This is a genomic window from Pseudoxanthomonas sp. Root630, from assembly GCF_001427585.1.
Lineage (GTDB): Bacteria > Pseudomonadota > Gammaproteobacteria > Xanthomonadales > Xanthomonadaceae > Pseudoxanthomonas_A.
The window spans coordinates 344,891-368,895 of the sequence record NZ_LMGY01000001.1 but is presented as its reverse complement, the minus strand read 5'-3'; the positions used below and the strand labels follow the sequence as shown (position 1 = coordinate 368,895).

The window sequence follows — 24,005 nt, the reverse complement described above, 5'->3', positions numbered from 1 at the left end:
CGCGCGCGCCGGGTGAATCGCTGTCGGACGCCGTCGAAGCGGATCAACCGACGCTCGCGTCGCCGGACGTGGCCACACCCGCACCTGAAGTCTCCGAGCCCGATGCCCTGCCCGCGGCCGCGGCCGGCAAGTCGGGCTGGCGCGACCGCCTGCGCCGCACCAGCGCCGCGCTCGGCCTGGCCGGCCTGTTCACGCGCAATCCGCGTCTGGACGACGACCTGCTGGACGAGATCGAAACCGCACTGCTGACCGCCGATGTGGGCGTACCCGCCACCACGGCGATCATCGAAGACCTGCGCAAGCGGATGAAGGAGCGCGAGTTCGCCGATGCGCAAGCGCTGCTGAAGGCGCTGCGCGCGGACCTGATCGCGCTGATCACGCCGGTCGCCAAGCCGCTGGCGATCGACGCCAGCCGCAAGCCCTTCGTCGTGCTGACCGTCGGCGTCAATGGCGTGGGCAAGACGACGACCATCGGCAAGCTCGCGCGCCGCTTCAAGCAGGATGGCCACAGCCTGATGCTGGCCGCCGGCGACACCTTCCGCGCCGCAGCCGTGGCGCAGTTGCAGACCTGGGGCGAACGCAACGGCGTGCCCGTGGTCGCGCAGGGCCAGGACGCGGATGCTGCGTCGGTGGCGTTCGACGCGTTGCAGTCGGCCAAGTCGCGCGGCTTCGACGTGCTGATCGCCGACACCGCCGGCCGCCTGCACACGCAGACCGGCCTGATGAACGAACTGGGCAAGATCCGTCGCGTGCTCGGCAAGATCGACGACACCGCACCGCACGAGGTGCTGATGGTGATCGACGGCACCACCGGGCAGAACGCGCTGTCGCAGCTGCGCCAGTTCCACGCCGCGGTCGGCGTCACCGGCCTGGTCGTCACCAAGCTCGACGGCACGGCCAAGGGCGGCGTGGTGTTCGCGCTGGCGCGCGAGTTCGGCATCCCGATCCGCTACGCCGGCATCGGCGAGCGCGTGGAGGACCTGCGTGTGTTCGACGCGGAATCCTTCGTGGATGCGCTGCTGCCGGAAGCGCTGGGTGGCGGCTGACATCGACCCGCTCCTCGTGGGAGCGACGTCAGTCGCGATCGGCCGCCACGATGGCGTCATCGCGACTGACGTCGCTCCCACTGGTCGCGGCGGATGAGCGACACCCCCTCTTTCCCGCAACGCCTGCTGGCGTGGTTCGACCGGCACGGCCGCCACGACCTGCCCTGGCAGCATCCGCGCACGCCGTACCGCGTGTGGCTGTCGGAAATCATGCTGCAGCAGACGCAGGTGGCCACGGTCATCCCGTATTTCCTGCGCTTCATCGACCGCTTCCCCACCCTGCGCGACCTGGCGACTGCCTCCACCGATGACGTGATGGCGCACTGGGCCGGGCTCGGCTATTACGCCCGCGCCCGCAATCTCCACGCCGCGGCGAAAGCCTGCGTCGCTGAGCAAGGTGGCGACCTGCCGCGCGATTTCGAGGCGCTGCACGCGCTGCCCGGCATCGGCCGCAGCACGGCGGGCGCGATCCTGGCGCAAGCCTGGAACGACCGCTTCCCCATCCTCGACGGCAACGTCAAGCGCGTGTTGACGCGCTTCCACGGCATCGCCGGCTGGCCAGCCCTGCCCGCGGTGGAAAAGCAGCTGTGGGCACTGGCCGACGAACACCTGCGCCACGTGCCGGACGGACGCCTGGCCGACTACACGCAGGCGCAGATGGATTTCGGTGCCACGCTGTGCACGCGCGCCAAACCGGCATGCGTGGTGTGCCCGGTGCAGGACGATTGCGTCGCACGCCGCGACGGACTCACGGCCGTGCTGCCCACCGCCAAGCCGTCGAAGGTGTTGCCCGAACGCGAGGCCGTCGCGCTATGGCTCGAGAACGCGGCCGGCGAGATCCTGCTGCAGCGGCGCCCGGAAACCGGCATCTGGGCCTCGCTGTGGACGCTGCCGCAGGCCGACACCGATGCCGGCATGCGCGACTGGTTCGCGCAGGAGATGAAAGGCAAGTACGACGCGGCGGAAGACCTGCCGGTGGTCGTGCACACCTTCAGCCACTATCGGCTGCACCTTCAGCCGTTGCGCCTGCGCAAGGTCGCCCTGCGCGACCGGGTGCGCGACAATGACGGTCTGCGCTGGGTGGCGCGAGGCGAACTCGCCACGTTGGGCCTGCCCGCGCCGATCCGCAAACTGCTAGGGAATTGACCGATGGCCCGCACCGTTTTCTGCCAGTACGAACACCGCGAAACGGAAGGCCTCGATTTCGTGCCCTATCCCGGTGAGCTGGGCAAACGCATCTTCGCGAATGTCGGCAAGCCTGCGTGGGCGGCGTGGCTGGCGCACCAGACCATGCTGATCAACGAGAACCGGCTGTCGCCGCGCGATCCCAAGCATCGCGCGTTCCTGGAGGCGGAACTGGAGAAGTTCCTGTTCGGCGGTGGCGCCGACAAGCCGGCGGGCTACGTCCCGACGCCGTAACCGGCGCCGACGCGCCGTCAGTTCTTCGTCTGGCGCTCGACCGCGGACGCCTCGCGCAATTCCTTCTCGCTGGCGCGCAGGGCCTTCACGTCCAAGGGACGGATGGTATCGATGCGGCAGGGAATCTTGATGCTGGACGTGCCCGGGCCTACCGGCAGGACGTCATCGAAGCGCGCGTTCACGCGATTGGCGAACTGCGTGATGCTGATCGCCGTCGCGTATTCCAGGTCCTGGCAGCGGCCGGCGAACTCCAGCAGGTAGGCCTCGTTCGGCTTGGTCCAGACGGCCAGCGCCGAATCGCCGATCGGGGCCCAGCCGTTGAGGTGGCCCAGATACCGGAAATCCTTGACCGGCTCGCCAGCATGGTCGCGGTAAAGGGCCAGTTTCTCGGCGGTGCCCAGTTTGCCGGTGGCGCAGCCTGCCAGCAGGGTGGCGGCCAGCAGGGCCAAGGGAATCATGGGTTTCATGGTCGGACTCCTGTCGTTCCGGGGCGGGCCCTCGATAACGCCGATGATGCGCCCGCGGTGGACAGGCGGCGCAGGGCAGTCCGCGACGCATTCAGCCCGGGTGCGGCTTGCCATCCCCCGCGCCGATCCGTATCATTTGCGGCCTTCGCACCGGCTCGGCCGTCCTGCGACAGATCCTGGCCTGGTAGCTCAGTTGGTAGAGCAGCGGATTGAAAATCCGCGTGTCGGTGGTTCGAATCCGCCCCGGGCCACCATATCGATTCCGGAAGGCCTGCAGCGATGCAGGCCTTTTTCGTGTTCGCCGGCCTCGCTCCGTTGCGCCTCGCTGCGGGCCCCGTCCGTCGCGGCGCGACCTCCTCCCACCCCGAGACATCCGGCCCCCATGTCCGAGCCTATCCGCCTTGCCAAGCGCGTTGCAGAACTGACCGGCTGCTCGCGCGCCGAAGCCGAGCATTACATCGAAGGCGGCTGGGTCAAGGTGGATGGCGAAACGGTAGAGGCGCCACAGCACCCCGTCACCACCGAGCGGGTGGACATCGATCCGGCGGCCGAACTCGGCGCGGGTGAGCCCGCCACGCTGCTGCTGCACAAGCCCGAAGGAATCGCCTGGCAGGATGCCGCTGCGCTGGCGGTGCCCGCCACGCACATGACGGACGACGACAGCGGCGTCCGTCCGTTGAAACGCCACCTCCACCGCCTCACCGCGCTGGTGCCGCTGGATACCGAGGCCAGCGGGCTGATGGTGCTCAGCCAGGATGGTCGCGTATGGCGCCGCCTGACCGAGGACTATGCGCAGGTCGAGCAGGAGTTCGTAGTGGAAGTCCGCGGCGAAACCGGCCCGTACACGCTCAGCCGCATCGGCCATGTGAGCACGTACCAGGGCACCGGGCTGGCGCCGTGCAAGGTCAGCTGGCAGAACGAGGTGCGGCTGCGATTCGCGATCAAGAACGTGCAACCCGGCGAGCTGCGCCATCGTTGCCGCGAAGGCGGGCTGGAGGTGGTGTCGATCCGCCGCCTGCGGATCGGCCGGGTCGCGCTGGCGAAAGTACCGGTGGGACAGTGGCGTTATCTGCCGGTGGGCGTGCGGTTCTAGGCCTTTCCCGCAAAGAACGCGGACAACGACCCTGCGTCGTTGGACGTGATTGGTCATCAGCACGTGGGCATGCACACGGCACTCGAACTTGAGCGCGGCTTCCCGTAGATCCTGCAGATAACGCGGGCAGTCCTCTTGCCGGAAGAAGCACGCCCGCCTGTCGTTCCCTCGCTGCACCACGTGCTGCGCAACTCCCGGCAAATCCAGGCGCTTCGTTCTTGGCATCTCCGTCCCTCCATGCTCTGGAGGGCATTGTGTGCGGCGACCTGCAAATCGAGAAGCAGCGGGGCGCGCGGCTGGAGGTCAGGAGTTGCCACTACGCATTGTCGGAAAATGCACTCTGACCCCTGTTTCCACTCCTGTTTCCGCCCCCCGTTTCCGGCCGGCGCTGTAGCCACCAACAAACTCACCAACAACAACCTTAACTATCAGCCCCGCTTATCACGAAGAAGCGCAACAGCAAGGATTCCGGCGACTGCTGGCAGCCAAACCACAACTGCGGTCAGGAGACTAAAGTCCGTGAAATATAGCGAGGCAACATTGGTCAACAATGTCCCGACAGCAATGAAGATGCTTTTGCTATCGCGTTGCTTGAACGCTTTCAAAGGAGCGGCCATGAACATCACATTCAAATAAGCACACACAAGCATAAGAGCGACGATCAGCACCGGTTCTTCGCCGTGTTTTAAGGCCAAAAACACAATCAGCAAAGTCAAGAGCGATGCCCACGCTACAAACCGATAGGCGCGCCTCATTTCTCATCCTCAATCCTGCGCTCTACATCTTTGACAACGGCTTGTCCTGCACCTGCCGCCACTACACCTGCTTGAGCTGACTTCTGCGCGACATCCTGTTTGAGCGCAGGTCCCGCAGACCGCGCTCTTTTCTGCTGAGCAGTCCTCGCGCCGGGTTTATCTCCTATGCGCTGAAGGCGGCCAGCTTGACGCTGCGCAACTTTGTGGCTCGCAGAGCCTGTGATTGCTTTGGCAGCCATGTCGCCACCGGCCTTCCCCAAAGCGACATCGGCCACCACTCCAAGAACTGTAACTTGCTCGCCCTTCGCAGCAGTAGAACCCGCGCTTATAGCCGCATCAACAACCATTCCTCCTATCTGCCCAAACTTACCAGCAAGCCCAACACCAAGCGCTCCGCTCCCCGCCGAAACAAGGAGACTTGTGCCGCTGATTTCCGTGCGAGCCCCCATCGCCATCTCGGTTAGTTGTATTGCCAAGTCAAGACCAAAGCCGATGGCTGCACCAGCACAGGAAGGGCAGCGTCCATCCGGGTCGGTGAACTTATACGGGTTGTTGAAGGCGTAGGCGTAGCGGTTGAAGAACCGGTAATCGCCCTTGTCATAAGCGGTCACCGGATCGACGCTGAGAAACACCCCCACCTGCGGATCATAATACCGCTGCTGCATATACGTCAGCCCGGTAGCCCCATCTTGCACATGCCCCGTGTAGCCGATGCCCTGGTAGTTCGGCTTGCCAATCACGGCGCCGTAAGGCTCGTAGTCATTGCGCTCGATGACAGTGCCGGCTTCATTCGTCACGGCCACCGGACTTCCAAGTGCATCCGTGTGCTGGTACTTTTTCGAGTACACGTTGGTGACGATACCGCGGTCACGGCTCGCAATGATGCTTCCTGCAAGGTAGATATGTTCGGTTGCCTTCTGAGCATTCGGGCGATAGTTCTCCTCATACATCAGCTGCCCGCCGTTGGCATACATCGACAGGATGCTCTGGGTGCTGGCCACTTCCCAGGCAAGCACCCGCCGGCCATGGCCGTCGTAACGATAATTTTCCTTGTTGACGATCGAGCGCAACCGATTGCCATAGTCGAACAGGTAAGCCTGACCGTTCTTGTTCGCCAGATTTCCCTGCACGTCGTAGTCCAGGCCAACAATACTTGCGTGTGCGCTGTTCTTGATATTGGTCAGGCGGTTCTGGGTATAGACGTACTCCGCATAGTCTTTGATACCCGCCAGCTTCCAGGACTTCATATTGTCCAGAGCGTCATAGGTGAAGCGATGCCAGTGGTCTCCGCCGAACATGGCTGAGCCCGCCGCGGTCAGGCGATCCAGTCCGTCGTACTCCATGAGCCGGTACTTCGGCGAGCTGCCCGGGATCATGTCGGGGACGTGATCGTAAATCTGGTTGACGTTGCCGTTGGCGTCGTAGCGGTAGCTGAAGTCCATCGCCAATCCACTTCCCGTGACCCTGTCGGGCAACTGACGCGCATTCTGCGTCATCGAGTGCGTCAGGCCATTAGCGTACGTGAACTGCTTCAGCGCGCCATTCGGATAGTAGGTAGCCCCATATGCATAGCTGTAGCCGGTCTGATCGCTGGCACGAGTCGCCTGCCCCAGCGCGTTGGGGCCGTAACTGATCACCAATCCCGTGGGATACGTCTGCGTGGACAAGCTACCGTTGCCGTCGTATCCGTAGCCCAAGCCCCACGTATACCAGCCCAACTGCGTGGAGCTCTCACCCGTCAGCAGGCGGCGCTTGTTGTAGACATAGTCGTTCTCGACCACACCCGCGTTCAGGCCATCGTTGTGCGTGGTGATCTTGCGAGGCAGGCCATCAGCCCAGTACTGCCACGTCTGGTTGCCGCTTCCTCCCGGGAAGGCAAGGTCTTGCAGGCGATTACGATTGTCGTAGGTACGATCGCTGCGCCTGGCTGCGACTGCAGTGGTCGTCCCGTTGCTCTCGCACGCCTGGCCCGCCGGCAAACCTGAAGCCGACCACTTGAGGTTGCCCGCGGTGTCGTACCCCATCAACGTCGTGCCGGTCTCCGGCTCCTGCGAGCGGCAAAGTTCCTGATAGTCGTTGTAACCATAGTGGCGATCCACGAACAGACTGCCATCCGCATTCCGCTTGCGGATGCGCTGGACCTTTCCGAACACATCGCGGTGGATTTCCGTTGCGGAGGTATCCGCTCCGGCCGACTGCGTTACCCCCGCAGGACTGTCGTAGCTGGGTTGATCGTATGCCTGGTACTCGGTGATCGTGGTGTAGTTGCGCGGATTGGTCACATGCGTCTGGAAGCCCGGCGCATAATTGGTTGTCGTGGTGAGTAGACCCAGTTCGCTGTCCTGGCTAGAGGCCGTCACCCGCCCGAGTGCGTCATATACGGTCCAAGCTCCCTTCGTCAGGTCGGTGATAGCCGAGGCACTGGCAACCGGATACGAGGAGAAGACCGCCCGACCGTCATGGTCGAAGGCCTGCCGCGTGAAACGGACGGTGCCAGGCTCACCCTCCTCCTGCACGAAGATCGGGCGCCATAGCGCATCGAAGTGCGTGATCTTCCGGTACGCGCCGCGCGTATGGACCTGCGCCCAGTGTCCCGCGGGAATTCCGAACTGCGCTGTTGTGGGAACGAAGTACAGAACTTCTTCGTTCCAAGCGGAGGCATCGCATACACCGGCCGTCGTCTCCGACGGATAGGTAACACGGGACAGCCGTCCCATCGCGTCATACTCATAACAGGTCTTGCTGCCTGCCGCGTTGGTGACCGAGGTTATCCATCCCTGCGGATTGACGATGGCGCTCTCCACCGCACTGTCGGCATACAGGATGTTGCGTGGGATGCCGCGATACCAATCCGTCAACGTGGCGACGTTGTTGTTGCCGTCCTTGACCGTCGCCAGCGTGCCGTCGGCATAGTAGGTAGAGGTCTGTATGAGCTTGCCAGACGTCGCGGCCGTACCGGGGCCGTACCTGCGCAAAGGAAGCGCAGTCACCGGGTCATAGTCGGTCTTGAACTCGACCACACCGGTGTTGGTGTTCGTGCTCGACACCTGTTGCCCCAACACCCAGCTGGTCAGATTGTCGTGGTAGACGATCTGATCGGTACGCGTGTAGGTCTGGGCTTGCGCCAGTTGCGGCGCCCAAGCAGCAATGGCCAGCAGGACGGCGACACCCAGTGTCGTCGGCGCACCAGTCCGATGATTCGCTACGGAAAGACTCTTCACTTCATTCTCCTTGTGAAGGCAATTCATGGGCTGGGCTGGCTCTTGCGCGTGACTTGTTTCGGACGGACCAGTACGTCGAACGTGTCCACCTGATAGATGAAGTCGCGCGCCTGCTGACGGGTCACCGAACGCTTCATGGGTCGGTTGTAATCCGAGCGCCCGCGAATGAACTCGTACGCCAGCGGCTGGCCCATCCAGTCCGGGAATGGCATGGACGCCATCTCGGAGGTCTGCACATAGGTGTTGTCCACCCGGCGTAGCAGGACGTTCTGGCCGTCACGCGCCTCCTGGCTCAGCAGCTGCGCCTCGTTGGCCAGCGCGTCGGTTCCATAGACCTCGATGGTGCTGGAGCCGTCGGGATCGGTCGTCGTCACCGTGCGCGTCCCGGCGACAGGCCAGCCCGGCGTCACCGCGTACGCATCGACGTGTTGATAGGTCCAGGCCTGACTGGGCACGCCAGGACCCACCATCGTCTTCGTCTTCAGCGCCAGCACATCCGACCGGTTGGGGATACGCGGCATATGGGACCAGAACGTCGTCGGGGAGGCCACGCCATTGGTCTCGACACCATTGATGTAGTCGCACTCCATCGTGGATCCATCCAGGTTGGTCCGCATAAGCCGTTTGTAGCCCAGCCTGAAAGTTCCCTGGATGCCGGCCGGGTGCGTCAAGACGATGTCGGCTTCGTCACCTTTGAGGCGACGCATCAACTGGCACGACATCGGATGATCGAAGGGGTTTGCGTCGGACAAGGGGACAAAGCGCGCCAGATTGACCATGGCCGAGGTGGAGAATGTCCAGGAGCTGCTATCAGGCAAGGTCACCGAGGACAGTAGTCCATCGGCATACGCGTACTGGAACACCTGGGACCCTGCCGTGACGGAGGCGATCCGGCCGTTGGCATAGGCGAGCGAGATACTGCGGCCGTCGCTGGCCGTAATGGAATTGAGATTCGCGCCACTCCACCCGTAGTTGACCCAGTTTCCGAATCTATCCTCGACCCGTGTCACGTACAGCCTGTAGTTCCGACGCACCAGGTCGGCGTGCGTTCTGAAGGTAATCCCATTCTGCAAAAGCATCGCAGCAGTACCGTGCAATGGCCGCTCTGGATAACTCACCATCCAGTTGAACCAGTACTTGGTTCCGTCAGGTGCGAGCCCCAGGAACCCCTCGCCCGCCTGCCCACTCGGCAGGGTCGACAGGCAACTGAAGTGCCATTGGCTGCGTGTCGTGAGAGGCGTCCAGCTGCCGGTCGGCATGGGCAACGGGCCACCTGCTGGCCGATGCAGCAACCCCTGCTCTCCGCTACCGGGGACGTTCAGACTGATGCCGTTCCAGAAGTTGTAGCTGGTGAAGTACACGTCGCCTATCGAGACATCCTTCGGACGAAACTGATTGAACGTCGCGGGAGACGAACAGCGCGCATTGGGTGTCGTGGTGTTCACAACCCATCCGGCTGTCTCGGAGTACATGCCTGTCAGGTAAGGCAGATCCAACTCCCACTCGCCGAACATGTAGCCGCGCCACAGGTTCTCGTCGTTCGGCTTTGACGGCGACTTGTTGCCATCCACGATCAGCCGGCGACGCACCGCGACTTCCAGCGCATTGTTGCCGGGCAGCGCCACGTCCGTCTGGCTGAAAGAGATGCCGCCCGTGTAGGCGCTGATCTCTTCTCCGAAAGCGTCAGGCCCCAGCGCACGCACGTTGATCGCGTGTTTCTGTGGGCCGATCACCTGTTCGCCGTAGCTGATCGAATCGATGGCCGACGCCGTTGGCATCGCGACAAGCAGAGCCATCCCGACCAGCATTGCACTGGCCATGCGCAACTGAAGCATCCTCTATCCCCTTATGACTGCCTTGTCGGCGACTACACCCCGATGCCGGCCCGATAACTCGAGCGGCGACAACTCGGCACTAGCGTACACATCAGTAGCGCTCTGACAAGAAGCCAACTCGAAGTAAATGCATGTAGGGCCTACTTGGCTCGCATCCCTGCCGCCATGTTCCCGCAGGGCCTACATAGACACAGGCACGCGCGCGGCATCACCGGCGAGAACATCACCGCCCGGCCCTACTCGCCCCCGAGCGTCGCCCGCTTGTTGAAGTGGTAGCCGATCAGCTTCCACGCGCCGGCCTCGTGCTGCAGCACCACGTTTTCCACGACGCTGACGTTGCCGGCCACGCTCCGGTACTCCACCACCACGTAGTCGCCCTTGGGCAGTCGTGCGTCGATCTTCGGCGTGAACTCGTAACCCGCGACCTCGCGCTTGTCGGGAAGGGTCGTGGCGCGCGCCATCTTCAGCGCGCTGGAGAAAACGAGCTTGCTCGTTGTTTCGTGCAGGCCATTCCCTGCGGTCGCCCAGACCTCATCATCCTTGCCGGCATCGATCAGGCGCAGGTATGCGCGCGCGCCCGCGTCCGCAGCCTGTTGGAGTTCGGGCGTGCCCGCACTCGTGTCCGGCAGCGCTTCCTGCTTGCCGCCTGTATCGAACGAGAAATTGCAGCCCGCCAGCGCCAACGCCACCAGCAATGCCGTGACCCAAGCTTTCATGCGCGTCGCCCCCTATCCCCAGGAACGCAGCTTACCCTACCCCGCGCTCTGTCTTTGGCCGCTTCCTCAAGACGTCGCGGGACGCGGGCGCGGCTTTGGAATATCCGCCTTCGGTGCGCGTCCCGAGCCGATCATCGCCACCGCACGCATCTCCACCACCGCACCCGGCGACAGCAACGCGGTGGTGCCTACCGCACTCCATGCGGGGTAGTGCGTGGGGAAGAACTCGTGATGGATCGGCGCGAAGCGCGCGAACTCGGCCTGGAAGCCCTGCGGATCGGTGGGGCCCGTGTGGAAGGTGGTCAGCTCGACCACATCGGCGTAGCTGGCGCCGGCATGCTCCAGTTCCTTGCCCAGTGCCACGAACATCCGCCGCACCTTCTCTTCGTAGGTGCCCGGACCCGCAGCCGGAATGCCGGACACGATGACCATGTCGCCCACCTTCACCACGGGTGTGTAGTGCCAGTCGTGGTACGCCGCCTCTTGGCCGGGACGGGCGAAGTGTTCGCGCGTAGGGGCTTCCTGCGCGAACGCAGGCAAGGTGGCGAGCGACAGCAGCAGGCAGGTCAGGCGCAGCGACATGGGTGGGCTCTCCGTGGGGGGAAGCGCGAGTCTTGCCGCCGCCCGCACGCCCGCCATGTCCCATCCGTCACGCCTGCCCCACCCCGTTCACGACCGGCGGACTGCCGTAGGGCCGGTCGGCCACGCTGCATTCCGGCTTGACGTCGTCTGCACACCTCCTGTCGCAAGGTCTGTGCAGCCCAAGCCGGAGCTTCCACGTTGGATATCGTGATGAAGAACGCCCAGCACGCCCTCCCCGAGCGTTTCGCCTGGCACTGCGGCCCGACGGGCTACGAACTGCACCTGGACGACGTCACCATCGCCGAAGTCCGGCCGCTCGACGCCGGACGGGTATTGCGCATGCTGGTGCAGGCCGGCGACATCGCGCCCTTCGAAATGACGGTGCGCTGCGAAGAACGCGCCATCGGCTGGGCGACGCAGTGGGCCCGACAGCGCGCCGGCATGTTGTGCCGGCACGTCGATCGCCAACGTGCTCAAGCGGCCGGCAGTACGCGGCCCTTGGATGTCGTTCCGTTCGCCGCCACCGCCTGACTCCGCCCTAAGGGTGCTTGGCCGCGCCGCGGCCCAGACCATCCAGGAACGCGACGCTGCGATCCATCGCCTGCTGGCCCGCTTCGTTATCGAGATTGAACTGGTACTCGTGGGCCAGTGCGGGGACGTAGTCCTTGGGAAAGAAGAGCGCATCCACGCGTACCCCCTTCGCACGCAGGGCGTCAGCGAGCGCGCGTGAATGCGGCTCCAGGGGATCCGCATTGCCGGCGCTGATGAAGGCCGGCGGGAATGCGGGAGTGACGTGCCGGACCACCGAGAACGTATCCAGCCGCGGATCCTCGCGGAAGTCCTTGCGTCCGGTGTAGGCCCACAGGACGGTACGCATGAAGCCTGCGAAGGGGCTCTCCCACTGGACCAGTTCCGTATCGTAGGGGCCGCAGAACAGCAGCACGCCCGCCACCTGCCCGGGCTGCAACGACGGCGACACCCCCACGCGCTGGGCGTGCGCAGGCGACGTGATGGCGTTGGCCGTTTCGGCAGCGATCTGCGCCCCCGCCGAGTCACCGGCCAGCACGATGCGTGACGTATCGATGTTCAACGCGCCGGCATGTTGTTGCAGATAGCCCAGCGCCGCATTGAGCTGGCGCGTGGGCGTGGGCCAGGTCGCGCCTGGCGCGATGCTGTAGTCCACGTTCACCACGACGAAACCACGCGCAGCGAGGATGTGCAGGTAATTGGCGATGTCCTCGCGCCGCCCGGAAACGAAGCCGCCACCATGCACCCACACCACGGTCGTCAGGCGCTGGGTGCTGCCCTGGACCTGGGGCGGGAAGTACACGTCCATCCATGCGTCGGGATCGCCCGCGTCGTAGCGGAGACCGCGCTGCTCGGTCACGCCCGCTGGCAAGTGCTTCCGGAGCGCGTCGCTGGCCTCCGCCGCACCCCGGTCGAAAACCCAGCGGATCGCCAGCACCGATGGCCATGGGCTGAGCTGGAAGGCGACCCAGATGCCCGCGCCGATGATGCCGATGACAACCAGCAACCGGATCGATCGGCGGCGCCACCGGCCGCTTCCGCCCTCCGTTTCCATGATCCGCCCCCCTCCGCTCGGCACCTGCCGACGATGTTCCTCCTTTGCGTGCCCCGCGCAAGGGGTGGCGTTGCGCAAAAGAAAAGCCACCGGGCGGAGAGTGGCCCGGTGGCTTTGGGGGGGTGCGCGCCGGCCTCTCTCCGGCGCGCACCGCACTCAGTGGCCGCTACCGGCGGCCAGCTTGTCCAGGTCGATGCCCTGCTTGCGCAGCGTACGTGTCGCGGCGATGGCATAGAACGCCAGGTAGGCGAAGCACGCCACGCCGACGATGAAGCTGTAGTGGATGCCGACCTTGTCGGCCAATGCACCCTGCAGCCAACTGACGATGCCGCCGCCCATGATCATCATGATCAGCAGGCTGCTGCCCTGGTTGGTCTTGTTGCCCAGGCCGGTGATGGCGAGCGTGAAGATGCACGGCCACATCGTGCTGCAGAACAGGCCCACGCTGATGAAGGCGACCACGCTGGTCCAGCCAGTCGTGAACATGCCAATCAGTTGCGCAGCGATACCGCACGCAGCGAAGTACAGCAGCATGCGTGCAGGATTCCCCTTGCTGGCCAGCGTCGCCACAATCATCAGCACGATCACCAGCGCGTAGCCGAAGAACTGCGAGGGATCATGGCCAGTGATGGCATTGACTGCCAGGAAGACACCAAAGGCCAGGTAAGGGAGGATGAGCATGAGCATCTTCTTGGCGCTATTGCTGACGTCGAACGCGCCGGCGGCACCACTCCAGCGCCCGATCATCAGACTGGCCCAATACAGCGACACGAAGGGCGCGATCATCGACGTCTCAAGGCCGAGACCGCCTTTCTCGGTCGGCAGCTCCAGATACGCAGGCAAGTTGTCGATCGTGGAGACCTCGACGCCGACATACAAAAAAATCGCGATCATGCCCATCACCAACTGCGGGTAGGAGAGCGCCGATTTCTTGTGGATCAGCTTAGCGCTGTCTTGCGCCTCGCTCTCGGACAGTTCCTCTAGATCGATATGGTTGGGAACGGATGAGAACTTCAGGAAGATTGCCACCACGATGAACGCAACACCCAATGTCAGGTAAGGCGTCTTGACGCTTTCGATGCTGGCTTCCGTGTTGCCGGCTGCGACCGAACCGAAGATGGCCACACTGACCAGCAGCGGACCAATCGTGGTACCGAAGTTGTTGATGCCGCCCGCCATCGTCAACCGTTGTGCGCCGGTTCGCGGATCGCCCATTACGATTGCCAGGGGATTCGCGGCGATCTGCTGAAGCGAGAAGCCGAGCCCGACGATAAACAAGCCCGAGAGCATCAGATTGAAAGACCCCGTGTTGGCGGCAGGGTAGAACAGCAGCGCGCCCAAGGCAGAGATCACAAGGCCGATGCATATGCCGTTCTTGTATCCGATGCGATTGAGCAAGTCGGTACCCATCGCTTTGGACACGGCGACGTAGATCAGCGAGCCCACGGTATAAGCGACGTAGAACGCCATCGCCACGTACATGCTCTGAGCCTGCGTGAGATCGAACGCCTTCTTGAAGACCGGGATCAGGATGCCGTTGCTGGCAGCAACGAAACCCCAGAAGAAGAACACGCTGATCAGCACGCCGAACTGCGACCATCGGGTGGGTTGGGTGGTCATGGATTGGTATGCCTGCTGGTATGGAATCCGGACGGAACGGCCAGCCTACGGAGCCGCCGCGCGATTGCAACTTGCACTGCGTCAGTGATGCCCCGCGGCCGTCCGGCCACGGGGCACACCGATGTCACTGGGCGCACTTCACCACGTCCGCCCCATCGGCGGCGCCGGCCACCACCTGGATGTCGGTGAAGGCAGCGGCGAACGGTGCGTCGGCGGTGATGCTGAAGGGTGTGTCGACGCCCGTCAGATCGGCGCCCAGCTTGCCGAAGCAGGCCAGCGGGACCTTGACGGTCTGCTTCTTGCCGACGGCAGCCCCGGAGAACGTCGCGGTCAGGTCGAGGCTCGCGCCGCAGTTCGCGCCGCAGCCCACGGTGAACTGCACCGGCTTGGTCGGCGCCTGTTTGACGATGACGTCGAACTGCACCACGCCGCGCGCGGTCGCCATCGCGGCCAGGTTGTTCTTCGACGGGTTGCGGGCGAAGAAGCGCGCGGGCGCCAGCCAGGTCACTTCCTTGGCATCCTGCTGCGTGTTGACCTGCACGGTGGCGATCTGCAGCGCCGGCTTGGCCTGCGGCCAGCGCTGGATGGCGTTCATGTCAGAACCCACCGCCTTCTCTTCATTGCCCGCAGCCATCTGCAGGGTGAAGGGTGCGATGTCGGACTGCTTGAAGATGCCCAGCGCGGTGGCCTCGCCACAGCTGGCCGCCGCATCCTCCGGCAGCTTGCCGACCGTCTTCGCGTCGCCGTAGCGCAGGCCACTGTCCAGCGCGAACTGCGGCGTGCTGTCCCCATTCGGACAGGCCACGGCGGGCCACGGGAACGTCAGCTTGCCACGGAAGTCGTGCGCGGCCTTGCCATCGGCGCCCGCCACCAGCACATCGGTAACGCCCTTGCCTTCCGTGCCCGGCAGCCATGCCGCAACGAAGCTGTTCGACAGGTTGATCAGGTCGTTGGCGTACAGCGCGCGCCCGGACAGGAACACCGTGACCACCGGCTTGCCCGTCGCCGCGGCGGTCTTCAGCACCGCGAGGTCTTCCGGATGACGACGGCTATGGGCCATCGAGTCGGAGGGCACGATATCGCCGTTCGTTTCCGCATACGGCGTTTCACCGATGGCGGCGACGATGACGTCGTAGCTGGCCGGATCCACGCCCTCGGCGCTCTCGCGCAGGATGACGTTGGCTTCTCCCAGTTGCTCGCGCAGGCCCGCCGCGATGCTGTCCGCGTTCGGGAAGTCGGCATTCGTGTTGTCGGTGCCCTGCCACGTGAGCGACCAGCCACCGGTCTGGTTGGAGATGCTGTCCGCGCTCTTGCCGACCAGCAGCACGCGCTGGCCCTTCTTCAGCGGCAGCGCTGCACCGTCGTTCTTCAGGAGCACCAGCGACTCGCGCGCGGCGCGGCGGGCCAGGTCGCGGTGCACCAGCGACTCCGGCTTGCCCGCGAACTGGCTCGCGGACGGCTTGTGCTCCCAAAGACGGGCGCGCAGCTTCACGCGGAGGATGCGGGTGACGGCGTCGTCGATGCGCGCCTGCGGGATCTCGCCCGACTTCACCTGCGCGATGGTGTTGGCGATGAAGGTCTTCCACTTGTCCGGCACCATCACCATGTCGATGCCGGCATTGATCGCCTGCGGGCAGCTGTCGTCGCTGCAGCCGGTCACCTGGCCGATGCCGTTCCAGTCGGAAACGACGAAGCCGTCGAAGCCCATCTTCTCCTTCAGCGCGACCGTCAGCAGGTCGCGCGTGCCATGCATCTTGCCGTAGTCCTTGCCGGCGGCGACGTCGTTCCAGCTGTTGAACGACGCCATCACCGTCTGCACGCCGGATTCGATGGCGCCGTAGTAACCCTGGCCATGGATGTTGATCATCTGCGACTGGGTGACCGTCGCATTGCCCTGGTCCTTGCCGCCATCGGTCGCACCGTCGCCGATGAAATGCTTGGCGGTGGCGACGACATTGCCGTCCTTGTCCAGCATGCCCTGCATGCCTTTCACGTACGCCGCGGCGTACTCGCGGATCAGCGCCGGCTGCGAGGAATAGCTTTCATACGTACGGCCCCAGCGCGCGTTCTGCGCGACGGCGACCGTCGGGGCGAACGTCCAGGTCACGCCGGTCGCGCGCGTGGACTGCCCCGTGGCCTCGGCGATGCGCTCGATCAGTTCGACGTCGTGCGCGGCACCCAGGCCGATGTTGTGCGGGAAGATGGTCGCACCGTACACATTGCTGTGGCCGTGCACGGCATCCGTACCCCAGATCACCGGCACCGGCATCTTCGCGTCGGTGGACATCGATGCGTCGTAATAGGCGTCCGCCAGCTTGACCCAATCCTCGACCGTGGCGTGCTTGTTCATCGCCGGCCAGGAACCGCCGCCATTGAGCACCGAACCGATGTAGTACTTGCGGACGTCGGCCGGGGTGATCGCCTTGATCTCCGGTTGCACCATCTGGCCGACCTTCTGCTCCAGCGTCATGCTGGCCAGGATCTCCGCCACGCGCGCTTCGATGGCAGGGTCCTGTTTGAAGCGGCTCTCCAGCGCCGGCCAGTCCTTCAATTCGGCCGTTGCATCGGCCGCTGCGGCGACCGGCTTGGTCTCGGCGTCCTTCTGCGCGGTACACGACAGGCACGCCAGCAGGCTGGCCCCCAGCAGGGTCATTCGGATCGGCTTCACGGGTATCTCCCTCAGTTTGGCGGCGCGCACGCGATCCCCGACAGGATCCGCGCCACATCGAAAAATCCGACGGGATGCGGGGGCATGCCCCGCATCCCGTCAGGTACTGCGGCGTTCAATCGCGACGCGCGGTCACAGCTTGTAGCGGAAGCCCAGCATGTACTGCCGGCCGTACTCCGTGTACTCCTCCGGGAACAGCAGCCCCGTACCCGTGCTTTCGCTGACTTCCGTGCGGAAGGGTTCGTTGGTCAGGTTGTTGACCTGCAACAGGACCGACAGGCCGCTCAACGCGCTCGTGTCCGGGAACTCGTAGCCGACCTGCATGTCCATCGTCCGCTCGCTCTTGGTGAAGCGGATCTGGCGCTGGCCGAACAGCGAGCTGTACTCACCCCGGTAAGCGTCGCGATAGCGCTGGCTCAGACGTGCCGAGAAACCGTGCTTCTCGTAGTACACGGTGGCATTGGCCACGATCTTCGACAGACCCGGGATGGTATCCGTGCTGGCGCCATTCTCCGGACCGTCGGGATCGATCGAGGACTCGGTGTACGACACGTTCAACAGCGCACCGAACCCGTCGAGCGATTCGTGGAAGGTATCGCCGGTGATCGCACCGCTGAGCTCCAGACCGCGCATGTAGCCGCCGCTGCCATTGGCCCAGGTGCTGTAGTTGCCGAAATCGGAAATCGGCGTCTGTCCGTCCGGGTCGTACGCGCTGAAATCCCAGTTGGGGAAATTCTTGCGGTAGATGTACGTCTCGAGGCTCTTGTGGAACGCGGCCAGGCTGACGTAGTTGCCTTCGCCGAAATAACGCTCGAAGGACAGGTCGTACGAGTTCGCGCGGTAGGGCTCCAGCGTGGGATTGCCACCGCTGCCCGACCACACGAACGGCGCGATCGTACTGACCGATGCGCTACTGTCCGCGCTGAGGTAGTTGATCGGCGGGCGCACCAGGGTCTTGGCCGCGCCGAAGCGGACCATCCAGCCGTCGCCGAAATCCAGCACCAGGTTCAGGCTGGGCAGGATGTCGCCGTAGCTGGCGCCCAGCGTCTGCGCGCCAACGACGGTGCTGTTGTTCGCATTGAAACCGGTGGACTGCTGGTCGGTGCGGATGTACTGGAAGCCGGCGTTGCCCCGCAGGCGCACGGTATCGGTCACATCCATGTCCAGATTGGCCTTGGCGTAGAACGTCCTGACCGTTTCTTCGACGATGAAGTCCTTGCGCAGGTCGTCGTTGCTCTCACTGACGTAGACGTCGTAGTAGCGATTGACCAGATCGCGGGGATTGAAGCTGAGGATGTCCCCCATGCCCACGAAGCCCAGCGACGTCGGCGAGTAGAGCAGGCTCGCGTCGACCAGGGTGGGCGTGCGCCCATCGGGAAGATCGGCGAAGAACACCGTCGCCACCTTCTCCTTGGTACGGCGGTTGTAGTTGAAGCCGACGTCGAAGCTGCGGAGGAAGTCGGATTCGACGGTGCGATTCAGCTCGACGCGACCGGCCTTGATGACGTCCTTCTGGAACGAATCCTCCAGGCGACCGTCATGGCCCCAGTTCTGCGGGTCCCACAGGTACACCGCATTGGGGTCGGCCATGTCGGGCAGGCCGTAGTGGTTGAAACCCGACACGGGCCGGATCGAGAAATCGATGCTCTGCCCGCCCAGCCGGCCCGCATACAGTTCCAGCGCCGACTGTTCGCGCTCGGCGCGCGAATAGCTCAGGTCGGTCTTCAACGTGTAGATCTCACCGAACTCGAACGTGTTGTTCCAGCCCGCCGAGAACAACTTGTCCTCGCGCACGTTGCTGTCGTTGCGGATGACGGGGCGTACGCCGTTCAACGTACCGCTGGTGACGACCGGATAGCCTTGGTAGTCGGTGGTCGTCGCGTTGCTGTACGACACACCACCACCCGGCGCCCAGGGATCGTTGCTCCACATCGCGCCGTGCATCACCTCGTCCTGGTCGAACTTGGAGTAGTACACGTCCAGGATGCTGTGGAAGCTGTCGTTCGGCTTGAACTCGAACACGCCCATGACGCCGTCGCGCGTCAGTTCGCGCGACTTGATCCAGCCTTCCGAACCCTGCAGCGCGATGGCATTGGCCGGACGGCCCGGCTGGGCCGGGTCGCCCCAGTCCACCGCGTCCATGTCCGCCCACCACCACGCCTTGTAGTGCTTTTCCTGGAACGGCGAGTTGATGCGGGCCACGCCAAGCGCGATGCCCACCGTGTCGTTGGCGAACTGGTCCACGTAGGACGCGCTCGCGCGATAGCCCTTGTCGTTTCCATCCTGGCTCAGCTTGCCGAAGGAATTGGCCTCGTACTGGCCGCTGAATACGATGCGGCGCTCGCTCAGGCTGAGCGGGCGGATGGTCTGCAGGTCCACCGTGCCGGAGAGACCCTGGCCGATCAATGCGGCATCGGGCGTCTTGTAGACGGTAACGGCATTGATCAGCTCGGCCGGGTACTGGTCGAACTCGACGCCGCGGCTGTCGCCGGTACTCACCTGCTCGCGCCCGTTCAGCAGCGTGCCGGCGAACTGCTCGGACATGCCGCGGATATTGATGACCTGCGAGCGGCCGTCGATGCGCTGCGTGGCGAGGCCCGGCAGGCGCGAGATGGAATCCGCGATGCTGATGTCGGGCAGCTTGCCGATGTCTTCGGCGGAAATCGCCTCGACGATCGAGGTGGATTCGCTCTTGGTTTCAACGGCGGTCGCGATGGCGGCGCGGATGCCGGTGACCTTCACGGTGTCGAGCGTCTCGACAGTCTGGTCGGAAGACGATGCCTGCGCGGCCTGCTGCGCCTGCGCCGCCATCGGGAGCGCGAGCGCCAGGCAGCACGCCATGGCCAGATGCTGTTTGCGCAGGACGCGGCGCGGCGCGCGCGGGGCAATGCCCGCAGTGTGATTCGAGTGCTGCATGTGGTCCCTCTCCGACCGTTGTTGACAGCGCTGTCATATACAAGCTCAAATGCAGTGTCAACAAATTCCTAACATCCCGCGAAGCAGCGCGCGCACAGGATTGAATTTGCTCGACGTGCGTCATTTCACATGAACTGTTTCGCTGCAATGCAGCACCCGCCAGCGCGGATTCCGGGAGGGATTCGCTGCATCGAATCCGCACCACGGGAGGCCCTTACCATGACGCGTTTTTTCCCCTTGCAGCGACGACTGCTGACCATCGGCATCGCCGTCTTCGCAGCGGCGTCGGTGTCGTCCGCGCATGCGCAGGACGTCTCCGTATGGATCACCACGGCCGACCATGCGACCGCATTGAAGCCGTCGGCTGCGGCGCGCTTCGCGAACGAGAAGGCCTCGAAACGGTCGATCGCCGTCGACGATGGGCAACGCTTCCAGGAGATGGTCGGTTTCGGCGCGTCGCTGACCGATTCCTCCGCCTGGCTGATCCAGCACAAGCTGGACGCGGGCCAGCGCGATGCGTTGCTGAAGGAGTTGTTCGGTCGCGAGGGCGACGGCCTGGGCTTGAGCTTCTCGCGCCTGACCATCGGCGCGTCGGACTTCTCGCGCCATCACTACAGCCTCGACGACGCGCCGGACGGCAAGCCGGATCCCGAACTGAAGCACTTCAGCATCGACGAGAACCGCGGCGACGTGATCCCGGTGGCGCGCGAGATGCTCGCCATCAATCCGCAACTGAAGATCATGGCGTCGCCGTGGAGCGCTCCGGGGTGGATGAAGGACAGCAACAGCCTGGTCAAGGGTCGCCTGCTGCCGCAGTACTACGACGCGTTCTCGCGCTATCTGCTGAAATACGTGGATGCGTACGCGGCCGAAGGCATTCCGATCTTCGCGCTGACCGTGCAGAACGAGCCCGACTACGAACCGACGGACTATCCGGGCATGCGCCTCAACGCGCCTGCGCGCGCGCGGTTGATCGGCGACCATCTGGGGCCGATGATCGCGCAGCGCGGCAGCGGGCCGTTGATCTTCGATTGGGACCACAACTGGGACAAGCCGGAGGAGCCGCTGGGCGTGCTGTCCGATCCCGTCGCCGGCAAGTATGTCGGCGCGGTGGCGTGGCACTGCTACGGCGGCGACGTGACGGCCCAGTCGCCGGTGCACGACGCCTTCCCCGACAAGGACGCCTACATGACCGAGTGTTCGGGCGGCGACTGGGAACCGGTACGCAGCGGCGGGCTACCGCTGCAAGCGAAGAACATCATCATCCGGAGCGCACGGAACTGGGCGCGCGGCGCGTTGTTCTGGAACCTGGCGCTGGACGAGAACAACGGTCCCTATGCCGGCGGCTGCCACACGTGTCGCGGCGTGGTGACCATCGATTCGCGCACGGGCGCCATCACCCGTACCGACGAGTACTACGCGCTGGCGCATGCCAGCCGGTTCGTGCGTCCCGGCGCGCACCGCATCGCCTCGACCGAGTCCGGCGGCGATCTGGACAACGTGGCCTTCCGCAACGCGGACGACGGCTCGCTGGTACTGCTCGTCACGAACTCCGCCAAGCAGGCGCGTCGGTTCTCGGTCGAGCAGGGCGGTGGTCGCTTCACGTACACGCTGCCTCCGCGCAGCCTGGCGACCTTCGTGTGGACGCCTGACGCAGCGCAGCAAGACTGAGCGGCCGCATCATCGGCCCCGGCCGTCGCCCGGGCCGCCATACGCCGTAGTATCCTGCCGCTTTCCATGATGGAGCCGCGGCATGATGCGTCGTATTCCCCTGCTGGGCCTGGTGCTGGCGTCGGTCCTGTTGGCCGGCTGCGGCAACGGCATGGTCCGGCGCGTGTCCGACCCCGCCATCAGCGTGCAGCAACTCACCGTGAAGGCGGACGGCCAATGGGTCGTGGAGCTGCGCCTGCAGAACTACAGCAGCATCCCGATGCGCTTCGATGCCGTGAAGGTCGAGGTGCAGGTGGGCGACCAGGCCGCCGGCACGCTGCAAGCGACGCCTGGGCTTTCGGTCGGCCCCGAGTCGGCGGATGTCGTCTCCGTCCCCTTCGCACCTCCGAGCGCAGCGCGCATCGTCGTCGCCGACGCACTCGCCGGGCGCCGTGCCCTGCCCTACACCTTGAAGGGCACCGCCAGCGCAGCCCCTGAAGACAAGAAGGTCCGCACCTTCGACGTCGATACCCGCAACACCCTCAATCCTGTTCCCGGCCTGGACGGCGTGCTGCGCTGAGCCGCACACCACCCCTTCCCCGCATCCCGAGATCCTGCATGAGCGCTTCCTACAAAGCCCCCCTCACCGACATCCGCTTCGCCCTGTACGACGTGCTGGGCGTCGAACCGCTGTTCCAGCGCCTGGGCTATCCCGACGCCACGCGCGACATCCTCGATGCGGTGCTGGACGAAGCCGCGCGCTTTTCCGAGACCGTGCTTGCCCCGCTCAACAGCGTGGGCGACGAGATCGGCAGCACGCTGGACAAGGCCACCGGCGAGGTGACCACGCCGCCGGGCTTCAAGGCCGCTTACGCGCAGTTCGTCGAGGGCGGCTGGACGGGCCTGACGGCTTCGCCGGACTTCGGCGGCCAGGGCCTGCCGCATACCATGGGCGTCCCGCTCAACGAGCTGGTCAACGCCAGCAACCTGGCCTGGGGCAATTTCCCGCTGCTGTCGCATGGCGCCGTGGAAGCGCTGAAGCACCACGGCGAAGCCTGGCAGCAGGAGGTTTTCCTGAAGCCGCTCGTCGAAGGCCGCTGGACCGGCACGATGTGCCTCACCGAACCGCACTGCGGTACCGATCTGGGCCTGCTGAAGACCAAGGCCGAACCCAATGCCGACGGCAGCTATGCGATCACCGGCACGAAGATCTTCATCACCGCGGGCGAGCACGACCTGACCGACAACATCGTGCACCTGGTGCTGGCGAAGCTGCCGGATGCGCCGCCAGGCGCGAAGGGCATCTCGCTGTTCGTCACGCCGAAGTTCAAGGTGGCGAAGGACGGCACCATCGGCGAGCGCAATGCGCTGTCGTGCGGCTCGATCGAGCACAAGATGGGCATCAAGGCATCGGTGACCTGCGTGATGAACTTCGATGGTGCCCAAGGCTACCTCGTGGGCCAGCCGCACAAGGGCCTGCAGGCGATGTTCACCATGATGAACACCGCGCGCCTGGGCGTGGGCCTGCAGGGCATCGGCCTCAGCGAGCGCGCCTACCAGAACGCGCTGCGCTACGCGCGCGAGCGCCTGCAGACGCGTTCGCTCAGCGGCCCGAAGTTTCCCGACAAACCGGCCGATCCGATCATCGTCCACCCCGACGTGCGCCGCATGCTGCTGACGATCAAATCGCTGATCGAGGGCAGTCGCTTGCTCGCATTGCATGCCGGCAGCCTGATCGACGTGGCCAACCACGCCGAAGACCCGGCGGAGCGCGAGCGCGCGGACACGCTGGTCAGCTTCCTCACCCCGATCTCGAAGGCGTGCCAGACCGAGTGGGGCATCGAGAACACCTACCACGCACTGCAGTGCTTCGGCGGCCACGGCTACATCCATGAGCACGGCATGGAACAGCTCGCGCGCGACGCACGTATCACGACCCTGTACGAAGGCACGACCGGCATCCAGGCGCTGGACCTGATGGGCCGCAAGACGGCGGCCACCCAGGCGGCAGGGCTGAAGCTGTTCCTCGCCGACGTGCATGTGTTCGTCCAGCAGCACAAGGACGACGCGACCCTGCGCGAGTTCATCGATCCGCTACAGCAGAAGGCCGCCGAATGGGCCGGCCTGACGAAGAAGGTGCTGGAGCGCGCGGCAACGAATCCGGAAGAGATCGGCGCAGCCAGCACCGACTACCTCTTCTATTCCGGCTACGTGGTGCTGGCGTACTGGTGGGCACGCAGCGTGGCCGCGGCCGATGCCTCCGCGCATGGCGATGCCTTCAAGCAGGCCAAGCGCGAAACCGCGCGGTTCTATTTCGCACGCATCCTGCCGCGCACGCTGGCGCATGCCGCCGCGATCGAATCCGGCGCGAACACACTGATGGCGATGGACGACGCGCGTTTCGGCGACTGACGCAGGATGCCGGAGGAGCGCAG

At 64.7% G+C, this 24,005-nt stretch carries 17 protein-coding genes, 1 tRNA gene and 1 pseudogene; 9 read left to right on the top strand and 10 right to left on the bottom strand.

Annotated elements, in window-relative coordinates; all coding sequences use genetic code 11:
- Nucleotides 1-56: 56 nt before the first annotated feature.
- From ftsY to ASD72_RS01770, 3 genes and pseudogenes are all read left to right on the top strand, one after another.
- Nucleotides 57-1,046, top strand: a pseudogene (gene ftsY / locus ASD72_RS01780) (signal recognition particle-docking protein FtsY); the annotation flags it as partial.
- A 93-nt stretch (nt 1,047-1,139) separates the two neighbouring features.
- The gene (gene mutY, locus ASD72_RS01775) at nt 1,140-2,192 is read left to right on the top strand and encodes an A/G-specific adenine glycosylase (protein ID WP_056878240.1); all 1,053 of its coding nucleotides are present in this window, start codon (nt 1,140-1,142) and stop codon (nt 2,190-2,192) included.
- 3 nt (nt 2,193-2,195) lie between these two features.
- On the top strand, nt 2,196-2,465 hold the full coding sequence (locus ASD72_RS01770) for an oxidative damage protection protein (RefSeq protein ID WP_056878239.1): 270 nt from the start codon (nt 2,196-2,198) through the stop codon (nt 2,463-2,465).
- A gap of 17 nt (nt 2,466-2,482) precedes the next feature.
- Here the strand turns inward: ASD72_RS01770 and ASD72_RS01765 are convergent, their stop codons facing one another.
- Nucleotides 2,483-2,932, bottom strand: coding sequence for a DUF6491 family protein (locus tag ASD72_RS01765; RefSeq protein ID WP_056878238.1), 450 nt, complete (start codon nt 2,930-2,932; stop codon nt 2,483-2,485).
- Nucleotides 2,933-3,110: 178 nt separating this feature from the next.
- Between ASD72_RS01765 and ASD72_RS01760 the strand changes: the two genes are divergently transcribed.
- Together ASD72_RS01760 and ASD72_RS01755 are read left to right on the top strand one after the other, a co-directional pair.
- Nucleotides 3,111-3,186 (top strand) — tRNA-Phe (locus tag ASD72_RS01760).
- 128 nt (nt 3,187-3,314) lie between these two features.
- Nucleotides 3,315-4,025 carry an rRNA pseudouridine synthase gene (locus ASD72_RS01755; RefSeq protein ID WP_056878237.1) on the top strand — a complete coding sequence of 237 codons (711 nt, stop codon included), beginning with the start codon at nt 3,315-3,317 and terminating at the stop codon, nt 4,023-4,025.
- 428 nt (nt 4,026-4,453) lie between these two features.
- Here the strand turns inward: ASD72_RS01755 and ASD72_RS01750 are convergent, their stop codons facing one another.
- From ASD72_RS01750 to ASD72_RS01730, 5 genes are all read right to left on the bottom strand, one after another.
- Nucleotides 4,454-4,780: a hypothetical protein gene (locus ASD72_RS01750; RefSeq protein ID WP_056878236.1), complete on the bottom strand. Its 327-nt coding sequence runs from the start codon at nt 4,778-4,780 to the stop codon at nt 4,454-4,456.
- Nucleotides 4,777-8,001: an RHS repeat-associated core domain-containing protein gene (locus tag ASD72_RS01745; RefSeq protein WP_162250333.1), complete on the bottom strand. Its 3,225-nt coding sequence runs from the start codon at nt 7,999-8,001 to the stop codon at nt 4,777-4,779. Before ASD72_RS01745 ends, ASD72_RS01750 begins: the two co-directional genes overlap by 4 nt.
- 23 nt (nt 8,002-8,024) lie before the next feature.
- Nucleotides 8,025-9,836, bottom strand: coding sequence for a hypothetical protein (locus ASD72_RS01740; RefSeq protein ID WP_155944416.1), 1,812 nt, complete (start codon nt 9,834-9,836; stop codon nt 8,025-8,027).
- A gap of 236 nt (nt 9,837-10,072) precedes the next feature.
- Nucleotides 10,073-10,552, bottom strand: a complete 480-nt coding sequence (locus ASD72_RS01735; protein WP_056878233.1) for a DUF4019 domain-containing protein — start codon at nt 10,550-10,552, stop codon at nt 10,073-10,075.
- 66 nt (nt 10,553-10,618) lie between these two features.
- A complete protein-coding gene (locus ASD72_RS01730; protein ID WP_056878232.1) occupies nt 10,619-11,134 on the bottom strand; it encodes a Rid family hydrolase in 516 nt (171 codons plus the stop codon).
- Nucleotides 11,135-11,344: 210 nt separating this feature from the next.
- Here ASD72_RS01730 and ASD72_RS01725 point away from each other — a divergent pair, with 210 nt between their 5' ends.
- Nucleotides 11,345-11,665, top strand: coding sequence for a hypothetical protein (locus ASD72_RS01725; RefSeq protein WP_155944415.1), 321 nt, complete (start codon nt 11,345-11,347; stop codon nt 11,663-11,665).
- Between the two features lie 7 nt (nt 11,666-11,672).
- On the opposite strand, the gene ASD72_RS01720 is transcribed toward ASD72_RS01725, so the two are convergent.
- The 4 genes from ASD72_RS01720 to ASD72_RS01705 form a co-directional block, all read right to left on the bottom strand.
- Nucleotides 11,673-12,668, bottom strand: a complete 996-nt coding sequence (locus ASD72_RS01720) for an alpha/beta hydrolase (RefSeq protein ID WP_200948795.1) — start codon at nt 12,666-12,668, stop codon at nt 11,673-11,675.
- Nucleotides 12,669-12,872: 204 nt separating this feature from the next.
- Entirely contained in the window at nt 12,873-14,336 is a 1,464-nt protein-coding gene (locus tag ASD72_RS01715; protein ID WP_056878229.1) for an MFS transporter, read from the bottom strand.
- Nucleotides 14,337-14,460: 124 nt separating this feature from the next.
- Entirely contained in the window at nt 14,461-17,004 is a 2,544-nt protein-coding gene (locus ASD72_RS01710) for a glycoside hydrolase family 3 protein (protein ID WP_235577900.1), read from the bottom strand.
- Nucleotides 17,005-17,136: 132 nt separating this feature from the next.
- On the bottom strand, nt 17,137-19,920 hold the full coding sequence (locus ASD72_RS01705) for a TonB-dependent receptor (protein ID WP_056878227.1): 2,784 nt from the start codon (nt 19,918-19,920) through the stop codon (nt 17,137-17,139).
- Between the two features lie 219 nt (nt 19,921-20,139).
- On the opposite strand from ASD72_RS01705, the gene ASD72_RS01700 reads away from it, so the two are divergent.
- The 3 genes from ASD72_RS01700 (at nt 20,140) to ASD72_RS01690 (ending at nt 23,982) form a co-directional block, all read left to right on the top strand.
- The gene (locus tag ASD72_RS01700) at nt 20,140-21,591 is read left to right on the top strand and encodes a glycoside hydrolase family 30 beta sandwich domain-containing protein (protein ID WP_056878226.1); all 1,452 of its coding nucleotides are present in this window, start codon (nt 20,140-20,142) and stop codon (nt 21,589-21,591) included.
- An 85-nt stretch (nt 21,592-21,676) separates the two neighbouring features.
- On the top strand, nt 21,677-22,150 hold the full coding sequence (locus ASD72_RS01695; protein ID WP_056878479.1) for an LEA type 2 family protein: 474 nt from the start codon (nt 21,677-21,679) through the stop codon (nt 22,148-22,150).
- 38 nt (nt 22,151-22,188) lie between these two features.
- Nucleotides 22,189-23,982: an acyl-CoA dehydrogenase C-terminal domain-containing protein gene (locus ASD72_RS01690; RefSeq protein WP_056878225.1), complete on the top strand. Its 1,794-nt coding sequence runs from the start codon at nt 22,189-22,191 to the stop codon at nt 23,980-23,982.
- Nucleotides 23,983-24,005: the final 23 nt, after the last annotated feature.

Coding starts and splice junctions, on each gene's coding strand:
- mutY (WP_056878240.1), top strand. CDS start 1,140: ATGAGCGACACCCCCTCTTTCCCGCAACGCCTGCTGGCGTGGTTCGAC.
- ASD72_RS01770 (WP_056878239.1), top strand. CDS start 2,196: ATGGCCCGCACCGTTTTCTGCCAGTACGAACACCGCGAAACGGAAGGC.
- ASD72_RS01765 (WP_056878238.1), bottom strand. CDS start 2,932: ATGAAACCCATGATTCCCTTGGCCCTGCTGGCCGCCACCCTGCTGGCA.
- ASD72_RS01755 (WP_056878237.1), top strand. CDS start 3,315: ATGTCCGAGCCTATCCGCCTTGCCAAGCGCGTTGCAGAACTGACCGGC.
- ASD72_RS01750 (WP_056878236.1), bottom strand. CDS start 4,780: ATGAGGCGCGCCTATCGGTTTGTAGCGTGGGCATCGCTCTTGACTTTG.
- ASD72_RS01740 (WP_155944416.1), bottom strand. CDS start 9,836: ATGCTTCAGTTGCGCATGGCCAGTGCAATGCTGGTCGGGATGGCTCTG.
- ASD72_RS01735 (WP_056878233.1), bottom strand. CDS start 10,552: ATGAAAGCTTGGGTCACGGCATTGCTGGTGGCGTTGGCGCTGGCGGGC.
- ASD72_RS01730 (WP_056878232.1), bottom strand. CDS start 11,134: ATGTCGCTGCGCCTGACCTGCCTGCTGCTGTCGCTCGCCACCTTGCCT.
- ASD72_RS01725 (WP_155944415.1), top strand. CDS start 11,345: ATGAAGAACGCCCAGCACGCCCTCCCCGAGCGTTTCGCCTGGCACTGC.
- ASD72_RS01715 (WP_056878229.1), bottom strand. CDS start 14,336: ATGACCACCCAACCCACCCGATGGTCGCAGTTCGGCGTGCTGATCAGC.
- ASD72_RS01705 (WP_056878227.1), bottom strand. CDS start 19,920: ATGCAGCACTCGAATCACACTGCGGGCATTGCCCCGCGCGCGCCGCGC.
- ASD72_RS01700 (WP_056878226.1), top strand. CDS start 20,140: ATGACGCGTTTTTTCCCCTTGCAGCGACGACTGCTGACCATCGGCATC.
- ASD72_RS01695 (WP_056878479.1), top strand. CDS start 21,677: ATGCGTCGTATTCCCCTGCTGGGCCTGGTGCTGGCGTCGGTCCTGTTG.
- ASD72_RS01690 (WP_056878225.1), top strand. CDS start 22,189: ATGAGCGCTTCCTACAAAGCCCCCCTCACCGACATCCGCTTCGCCCTG.